Origin of the sequence: Thiobacillus sp. SCN 63-57 (genome assembly GCF_001725555.1) — a bacterium.
Taxonomy (GTDB): Bacteria; Pseudomonadota; Gammaproteobacteria; order Burkholderiales; family Thiobacillaceae; genus Thiobacillus.
Genome location: NZ_MEGP01000023.1, coordinates 22429 through 31679 on the forward strand (window position 1 = coordinate 22429; position 9251 = coordinate 31679).

A 9251-nucleotide genomic window follows, 5' to 3' on the forward strand; every position below is an offset into this window, starting at 1 on the left:
CGCACGCGCCCGGAGCCGACCATGCCCGACACCCTGCTTCTCCTGGCCGCCGTCGGTTATGGACTGGCAGCGCTCGCCTATCTCGGCCTCTCCGGTCTGATCGTCGCCAGCTGGCGCCGTCGTCCGCAAGGCCGCCAACTGGTGCTCGCGACCGGACTGAGCGCCGCATGGGGTGCATTTTCGGCGCTAACGGCCTTAGGTGCCTTGCCCCCCCAACTCGGCCTAGCGGCCGAGGTCGCACGCAACGGCGCCTGGCTGGCACTCCTGCTGTACATCCTGCAACTGCGCCTGCCCTCCGACGCCGTCCTGCCCGCGCCGATCCGTCTCATCCGCATCCTGAGCGGCATACTCGTCGGGGTTCTGCTTCTCGCCAGCATCTACCCCTTCATTGCGCCGACCCAGCCGGTGCTGGCGCGCTGGGCGGGCAATCTGGGGCTGGTTCTGCTGACCGTCATGGGCCTGGTGCTCACCGAGCAGGTGTACCGCAGTACCCGACCGGAAGACCGCTGGGCGATCAAATTCCTCTGTCTGGGACTGGGCGGGCTCTTCGTTTACGACTTCTATCTCTACGCCAATGCCGCCCTGTTCAATGCCATGGATGCCCAGGTATGGGCTGCGCGGGGCTATGTGGCCGCCCTGGTGACGCCGCTGATCGCGGTCTCCGCCGCCCGCAACCCGGAATGGGCCGCGCCGGTCGGCCTGTCACGCAGCATGGCGTTCCATACCGCCAGCCTGTTGGCTGCGGGCATCTATCTGCTGCTGATGGCCAGCGCAGGCTATTACCTGCGTCTGTTCGGCGGCGAATGGGGCAATGTGGTGCAAACCATCTTCATCTTCGCCGCCGCCATGCTGCTGGTGCTGCTGATGTTCTCCGGCACCTTGCGCGCCCGCTTGCGCGTGTTCCTGTCCAAGCATTTTTTCAGCTATCGCTACGACTACCGCGAAGAGTGGCTCAACTTCACCCGCACCCTCACCGAAGGCCGGCCCGGCGAGCAGCTATGCGAACGCGCAGTCGAGGCGCTGGCCGGGCTGCTCGAAAGCCCTGGTGGGGCACTCTGGATGCGCGAAGGCGATGCCGGCTATCAACGCGCCAGCCACTGGAACTGGGCCGATCTCCAGGGAACCGAGCCTGCCGATGCGCCGTTCATTCAATGGCTTGCCAGCAAGCAATGGGTGGTGGACCTGGATGAAATGAAAGTACGCCGCGATCTGTACGGCGACCTGAGTACGCCGGCATGGCTCGAGCACGCCGACAACGCCTGGCTGGTCGTTCCGCTGATGCTGCACGAGGAATTGCTCGGATTTGTCGTGTTGAAACACTCATTGGGCAATGTCACGTTCAACTGGGAAGTCAGCGACCTGCTCAAGGTCGCGGCCCGTCAGGCGGCAGCGCATCTGGCCCAGATGCGGGCATCCAATCAGTTGATCGTGGCGCGCCAGTTCGAATCGTTCAATCGCACCACGACTTTCGTCATCCACGACCTGAAGAATCTGATTGCCCAACTGTCCCTGTTGCTGGCCAATGCGGAGAAACACAAGCACAAGCCCGAGTTCCAGGCCGACATGCTGGATACGGTGGCGAACGCAGTTACCCGTATGAACAAGGTGCTGGCGCAATTGCGCCGGGGCAGCGATGCAACCCAGGCGCAGTCGGTGGTGCTGGCCGACATCCTTGATGAAGCCGTTACCAGCAAACAGGCATTCAAGCTGCGCCCCACCCTGGAATTGCCACCCGCATCCCTGCGCGTGCGCGCCGAGCGCGATCGACTCGCCCGCGCGATCGGCCACTTGTTGCAAAATGCGCTTGAGGCCACGCCGCCGACCGGCCAGGTCACGCTGCGGGGATTCGAGGAGGCCGGACGGGCGGTTATTGAAATCGTCGACACCGGATGCGGCATGGACGACGAATTCATCCGCACCCGGCTGTTCCAGCCATTCGATTCGACCAAGGGAGCCGGCATGGGTATCGGTGCCTATGAATGTCGTGAGACCCTGCGCGCCCTGGGCGGGAACATCGAGGTGGACAGTACACCCGGCCTTGGCACCCACTTCCGTCTCAGCCTGCCGCTGGACAATTATTCACCTGCTGGAGGAGACGCCGCATGAGCGACGCCAAACAAAAGATACTGCTGGTCGAAGACGATCCCGGACTGCAAAAGCAGCTGAAGTGGAGCCTCGCCGATTACGAACTGGTCATGGCCGCCGACCGCGACAGCGCCATTGCCCAGTTGCGCCGCCACGAGCCCCCGGTCGTACTGCTCGACCTCGGCCTGCCGCCCGACGTCGACGGCGCCACCGAAGGCTTGGCGGCACTGCAGCAGATCCTGTCGCTTGCGCCATCCACCAAGATCATCGTCGTCACCGGCAACCTCGATCGCAGCAATGCGGTGAAAGCGATCCATCTCGGTGCCTACGACTTCTTCCAGAAACCCTTCGACCCTGACGTGCTGGCCCTGATGATCGCCCGTGCCCTGCATGTCCATGCACTGGAGATCGAGAACAGGATGCTCGCCGCCAAACAGCGCGTCTCCGCCCTGCAAGGGCTGATCACCAGCAGCGAACCCATGCTGAAGATCTGCCGTACCGTGGAAAAAGTCGCGCCGGCCAACGCCACCGTATTGCTGCTGGGCGAATCCGGTACCGGCAAGGAGGTGCTGGCACGCGGCGTTCACGAATTGTCGCCGCGTGCCGGCAAGCGTTTCGTCGCCATCAACTGCGCGGCCATTCCCGACACCCTGCTGGAATCCGAATTGTTCGGCTATGAGAAAGGCGCCTTCACCGGTGCCGCCAAACAAACCATCGGTCGTATCGAATATGCCAACGAGGGCACGCTCTTTCTCGACGAGATCGGCGATCTGCCGATGCCGCTGCAGGCCAAGCTGCTGCGCTTCCTGCAGGAACGCGTGATCGAGCGCCTGGGCGGCCGCGGCGAAATCCCGGTGGACGTGCGCGTCGTCTGCGCCACCCACCGTGATCTTGCCGACATGATTCGCGAAGGCAGTTTCCGTGAGGATCTGTACTACCGCCTGTCTGAAATCTCGGTGAAAATCCCGCCGTTGCGCGAGCGCCCCGGCGACGCCGTATTGCTGGCACAAGCCTTCCTCGAACGCTATGCGCGCGAACAGGGTCGCAACATCCGCGGCTTCACGGCCGACGCGCTGGGTGCATTGGAAGCCCATGCCTGGCCCGGCAATGTGCGCGAGATGGAAAACCTGATCAAACGCGCCACCATCATGGCTGAAGGCAACCAGATCACGGCAGCCGACCTCGGACTCGACACCGGCCACGCCGAGCCTCCCCCGTTCAACCTGCGTCAGGCGCGCGAAAACGCGGAGCGCCTGGCCGTCAGCCGCGCGCTCGCGCACAGCGACGGCAGCATCGCCCAGGCTGCCGAACTACTCGGCATCACTCGTCCCACCCTGTATGACCTGATGGCAAAAATCGGCATGAAATAACCTCGCGTATCACGCCGTCCCCCTCACGCACGAATACTGGAGATCTTCATGCCGTCCCCCCTTCCCGCTTCCCGGCTACTGCCGGCCCTGCTGCTTGGCGCATGTTTGTTGACGGCCTGTGGCGGAGAAGACAGCGCCGCCCTGGTTACCGAAGCCCAGGCAAAACTTGCGGCTGGCGATTACAAGGCCGCCATGATCCAGCTGAAGAACGCCGTGGCAAAAGACGAGAAAAATGCCGAGGCCCGCTTCGAACTGGGCAGGCTGTATTTCGACCAGCTCGACCTGGCCAGTGCGGAAAAGGAATTCCGTCGTGCACGCGAGGCCGGCTTCTCCGCCAACAAGGTCAATCCCATGATCGCCCGCAGCTTGTTGGGGCAGCGCGAATTCCAGCGCGTACTGGACGAGTTGCCGGTTCCAGCCGATGGCGGACCAGAAACCGCCACGCTGCAAGCGCTGCGCGCCACGGCCGAACTCGGACTGGGAGACCGGGAAAATGCGCGCAAAACCCTGCAACACGCGCAGCAGATCGCATCCGCCAATGCCGAAGTGCAGTTGGCGCTGGCGAAGCTGGCCCTGGCAGACGGCGATTCCGCCAAGGCCATGCAAAATCTTGACCTCGCGCTGCACGTCGATCCCAAACACCTGGACAGCCTGTTGCTGAAAGGCGATCTGCTGCGTTCCACGGGAAAATCGGCTGAAGCCACGGCGATTTACCGGGAAGCACTCCAGGTCGCTCCACGCGACACGAATGCCCGTCTGGCCCTGGCAGGTCTCGCCCTCACTGAGAACAGATTGGACGACGCGCGCAAGGAAGTCGATGCGGCCCTTAAAGTGACGCCCAACAGCCTGATGGCGCGTTATACCCAGGCACTGATCGACTTCCGCGAGAAAAAAACCGAGCGAGCGCGCGACCACCTGGCCGATGTCCTGAAGAGCGCACCGGAATTCGTGCCCGCGCTGTTGCTGGGCGGCTCGATCGAATATGCGCTCGGCAATCTGCAAACTGCCGAAACGTATCTCAACAAGGTCGTCAAGGCCGCACCCGGCAACCTGTACGCACTGCGCTTGCTGGCTGCCTCGCAGTTGCGTCTGGGACGTCCCAACGACGCAGCGAATACGCTGGCGCCAGTTCTCAGATCAGCCAACTATGATGCCGGCGTCCTGATCGTCGCCGGTGAAATCGCACTGGCAAGAAAAGATTTTGCCCAGGCCTCGACCTTTTTCGAGCAGGCCGCTCAGCGCAACCCCGACAGCGCCGCCATCCGGACCGAGCTTGGCATCTCCCGCTTGGCACAGGGCGATAGTCGCGCCATGGCCGACCTGCACACTGCCTCCAACATGGAAGGCGCCAGCAGTCGAGCCGACACCTTCATCATTCTCAACCAGTTGGAACACAAGCAGTTCGACGCCGCACTGACCAGCATTGCCGCGCTGGAAAAGAAACAGGGCGCGAACCCCCTGGTCTGGAATTACCGGGGCGCCGCCTATCTCGGCAAGCAGGATACCGTCCACGCACGCGACAGCTTCGAACACGCGCTCAAGCTCGACCCCAAGTTCTTCCCCGCTTCAGCCAATCTGGCGCAACTCGATCTGAAGGACAAGCAACCTGACTCCGCGCGCCGGCGTTTCGAAGACATACTCAAAGCCGATCCCCAGCACCTCAATGCCATGCTCGCATTGGCGGATCTGAGCCTGCGCAACCAGGATGAAAAGGCCTACATAAGCTGGCTGGAGAAAGCCGCCGCAGCGCATCCTCAGGCATTGCAGCCGCGCGTGACGCTGGCGCGCTACCTGCTCGCCAAGGGAAACAAGAACAAGGCACTCGCCGTGGCCCGCGAAGCCGTCAACGCCCAACCTGACAATCCTGCGGCTCTCGATCTTCTCGGCACCACGCAACTCGCGCTCGGGGACACGACCAACGCGCTGGGCAGTTTTCGCAAGCTCGTCGAGCACTTGCCCGGCCAGGCAGCTCCACTGATCAAGCTCGCCACCGCCCAGATCGTTGCAAAAGACCTCCCGGGCGCACGCAGCACGCTGCAGGATGCATTACGCGCTCAGCCCGGCTTTCTCGACGCGCAGTTGATGCTGGGCGGCGTCGAAATTCAGAGCGCACGGTTTGATGACGCACTCAAGCTCGCCAAGCAGGTTCAACAGCAAAAACCCACCTCCCCAGCCGGTTTCACGCTCGAGGGCGATACCGCGTTCGCACGCAAGGACTACGCGGCCGCACTTGCCGCGTTCGAGCGCGCGCAGAAACTGGCGCCTTCCGGCGCGCTATTGATACGTCAACTGCAGGTCTTCAATATCACCCAACGCGCCGAAGCCGGCGAGAAGCGTCTCGCCGACTGGCTGGCCACCCATCCTCAGGATGCCAGCACGCGCGCCGCCCTGGCAGAAAACCTGCTCAAGCGGAAACAGTACGCGGCCGCTGTCGAGCAATATCTGATGCTGGACAAGAGCAATCCCGGCAACCTGCTCGTGCTGAACAACCTGGCATGGGCGCTGTCGGAGCTGAACGACAAACGGGCTCTGCTCTTTGCCGAACAGGCACTGAAACTGAAACCCGACAATCCGGATGTGCTCGATACCTATGGATGGCTGCAGGTTCGCATGGGCAATGCGACCAAGGGACTGGATACATTGAAAAACGCGCAATCCAAGGCACCCGACGATGCAGACATCCAGTGGCACCTGGCCTATGCACTCAACGCAAACGGAGACAAGGCCCGCGCCCGACAGGAGCTCAAGTCACTGCTCGATCGCCGCATCAGCTTCCAGGGCGATACCGAGGCCCGTGCGCTTTACCAACAACTGACCGCCACCCCCTGAGGTTCTCATGCGCTCCCATTTCCCACGTATCGCACCGCTCGCCCTTTCGCTCGCCCTGGTATTTGCCTCGGCGGTTCCATTGTCTGGCTGCGACCGCAGTACCCATTTAAGTGTCGAAGAGCACATCGAGCGCGCCAAGGATTTCCAGAGCAAAGGCGATACGCGGGCCAGCATTCTCGAACTGAAGAATGCGGTGCAGAAAGATCCCAACAACGCGCAGGCACGCTGGCTACTGGGTAACGCCTACCTCGACCTGCGGCTGGGTGGCGAGGCGGAAACCCAGCTCGACAAAGCGGTGAAGCTCGGCATCAACCCGAAAAGCGCACGCATCCCGGTCGCCCGGGCGCAGCTTTATCAAGGCAATTTCCAGCAGATTCTCGACACGCTGCCCGCAGTCGATACGGAGGAACCCGGCATCCTGGTCCAGATCCTGGATCTGCGCGGCAATGCCCTCCTCGGTCTCAGCAAGTATCCTGAGGGTTGCCAATTGTTCGACCGCGCGATCCAGTTGGACAAGTCCTTCGCCCCGGGCTATCTGGGGCGTGCGCGCTGCGAATACAGTGCGGGCCGCACCGACGCAGCGGTAGCCAGCGCCAAGCAGGCCACCACGCTCGATCCGAGCCGCCTGGAATCCTGGTATCTGCTGGGCGATCTCTATCGTGCCATCCAACGGCCCGACGACGCGCTTGCCGCCTATGACCATGCGCTCACGATCAAAGCCCAGGATTTCAACGCCATCGCCTATAAGGCGATGACCCTGCTGTCGGTCAATCGCGTGAAGGAAGCCGAAACCGAGATCAAGCGACTCAACAGCCTGCGCCCTCAGGCTTTACTGGCCAAATATCTGAAGGCCTATCTGTATTACCAGGAAAAGAAGAACAACGAAGCCGTCAACCTGCTACAGGAGGTTCTCAAGGACAACCCTGACAACCCGCAAGCGAACCTGCTCTATGGCACGATCAACTATGCCCTCAAGAACGATGAGATCGCCCTTTCCAGCTTCAACCGCGTTCTCAGCACGACCGAGCTTCCCGAAGCGCGCCTGCTCCTGGCCGCCACCCAGTTGCGCATGGGCGCCAATGCCGACGTGATCAAGACCCTGGAACCGTTGCTTGCGCAGCGAAACAACGCCAAGGCGTACCTCCTTGCCGGGCAGGCGACACTTAATCTGGGGCAAACCGAGCGCGGTATGGCCTATCTGAGTCAGGCAAGCACCATTGATCCGAAAGATACGGTTATCCGCGGGACCCTGGCGCAAAACCAGTTGCGTACTGGCGATCAGCAGGGCATTCAGGGACTTGAATCCGTCATCACAGCCAATCCAGAAGATCCTCAGGCCTACCTGCTGCTTGCGACCTCGGAAGTCGGCAAGGCCGACCTCAAGGGTGCACTCGGCACTTTACAGAAAATGGCCGCCGCCCAGCCCACCAATCCGCTCCCTTATTTACTGGTGGGCCGTGTTCATCTCATGCAGCGCGATCCGGCAGCCGCGCGACAGGCCTTTGAACATAGCCTGACACTGGACGCCGGCTTCTTGCCTGCAGCCAGCGCCTTGGCCAATCTGGATATCGCGGAAAAGAAACCCGCCCAGGCAAGCGAACGCTTCAAACGCATCCTGGCGAAATCGCCTGACAACCTTGGCGCGCTCATGGGACAGGCGCGTATTGCCTTGGCCTTGGGAGATCAGACTGAATTCGTGACGTATCTCAAGAAAGCCATCCAGTCCCATCCGGATGCGCTTGAACCCGTGAGCCAGTTGACTCTGTATTATCTGAACCAAACACGGCAACCCGAACTAGCCCTTGAAGTGGCGCAGAAAGCCGCCCAGGCCAACAATGGCAACCCGGCATTTCTCGACAACCTGGGTCAGGCTCAACTCGGTGCCGGACACAAGAAGGATGCAATCGACACCTATACCAATGTCACCAACCGGTCGCCCAATTCAGCCGTTGCCTGGTATCGCCTGGCCTGGGCGCAACGGGTTGCCGGCGACATGAATGCAGCCCTGAAATCACTGCAGAAATCAATTCGCCTTACGCCCAATTATCTTGATGCGCATATTGCGCTGGCCGGCCTGTATGCCGCACAGGGCCAGCAGGAGAATGCCCTACAGGAAGCGCGCGCGATCCAGGCGCTGAATCCTCAGGCAGCGACCGGATACAACCTGGAAGCCGAATTGGCCGCACGTTTCAAAAAACCGGATGCGTCCTTACAAGCCCTGGCACGCGCCTATCAAATCGCGCCATCTTCGGATACCGCGGCCACCTACCATCTGGCTCTGCTGCGGGCAGGGAAGTCCGGCCAAGCCGAACAAGTCGCTCAGCAATGGCTCAAGCAACATGCCAATGACAGTGTTTTCCGCATGTATCTGGCGGGGTTCTATCTACAAAAGCAACAAACCAGCCAGGCCATTGCCGAGTACCAGCAAATTATTAAGGCCACGCCCAATCATGTGATGGCACTCAACAACCTGGCCGCCCTGCTCGAGGAACAGAACGATCCTGCAGCTTTCGGTTACGCGCAACGTGCCTATGGGCTACAACCCACCAATCCCGTCGTCATGGACACGTATGGCTGGAGTCTTTTGCAACAAGGCAAAACCCAAGAGGCGACCCCTTTATTGAAGCAGGCTGCCCAAGCCATGCCGGAAACGCCCTCCGTGCAATACCACTGGGCAGCAGCGCTGGTCAAATCCGGGCAAAACGCCCAAGCCCAAGCCCTGCTGCAGAAACTACTAACGTCATCACAACGCTTCGACGAACGCGACAAGGCTAGCATCTTGCTGAAAACCATCAAGAACTCCAGCAACCACTAGTCACATTTATCCTCGACTCGAACCCAAATGAACGGCCCATCGAAAGATGGGCCGCTTTCTTGGATCTGGCCGAAGAACTTTGTGTGTAGTCTCCCGCAAAGTGACCACACCATGATTCACAGCAGGATAGCGTAGCCACGCCCAGTAATCCG

Annotated in this window: 4 protein-coding genes; all 4 read left to right on the top strand. The window is 61.2% G+C overall.

Annotated elements, in window-relative coordinates; all coding sequences use genetic code 11:
* The first annotated feature begins 21 nt into the window (after positions 1 to 21).
* The 4 genes from prsK to prsT (ABT23_RS10370) are packed head-to-tail and all read left to right on the top strand — an operon-like array spanning position 22 to position 9099.
* The gene (gene prsK / locus ABT23_RS10355) at positions 22 to 2106 is read left to right on the top strand and encodes an XrtA/PEP-CTERM system histidine kinase PrsK (protein ID WP_296634632.1); all 2085 of its coding nucleotides are present in this window, start codon (positions 22 to 24) and stop codon (positions 2104 to 2106) included.
* Complete coding sequence (gene prsR / locus ABT23_RS10360) at positions 2103 to 3455, top strand: PEP-CTERM-box response regulator transcription factor (protein WP_296634634.1); 1353 nt, start codon at positions 2103 to 2105, stop codon at positions 3453 to 3455. Before prsK ends, prsR begins: the two co-directional genes overlap by 4 nt.
* 48 nt (positions 3456 to 3503) lie before the next feature.
* On the top strand, positions 3504 to 6284 hold the full coding sequence (gene prsT / locus ABT23_RS10365) for an XrtA/PEP-CTERM system TPR-repeat protein PrsT (protein WP_296634636.1): 2781 nt from the start codon (positions 3504 to 3506) through the stop codon (positions 6282 to 6284).
* 7 nt (positions 6285 to 6291) lie between these two features.
* Positions 6292 to 9099 carry an XrtA/PEP-CTERM system TPR-repeat protein PrsT gene (prsT, locus tag ABT23_RS10370; protein WP_296634639.1) on the top strand — a complete coding sequence of 936 codons (2808 nt, stop codon included), beginning with the start codon at positions 6292 to 6294 and terminating at the stop codon, positions 9097 to 9099.
* The last annotated feature ends 152 nt before the right edge of the window (positions 9100 to 9251 follow it).

What these genes read in the sequence shown, in the direction of transcription:
- prsK (WP_296634632.1), top strand. Translation starts at nt 22, where the DNA reads ATGCCCGACACCCTGCTTCTCCTGGCCGCCGTCGGTTATGGACTGGCA.
- prsR (WP_296634634.1), top strand. Translation starts at nt 2,103, where the DNA reads ATGAGCGACGCCAAACAAAAGATACTGCTGGTCGAAGACGATCCCGGA.
- prsT (WP_296634636.1), top strand. Translation starts at nt 3,504, where the DNA reads ATGCCGTCCCCCCTTCCCGCTTCCCGGCTACTGCCGGCCCTGCTGCTT.
- prsT (WP_296634639.1), top strand. Translation starts at nt 6,292, where the DNA reads ATGCGCTCCCATTTCCCACGTATCGCACCGCTCGCCCTTTCGCTCGCC.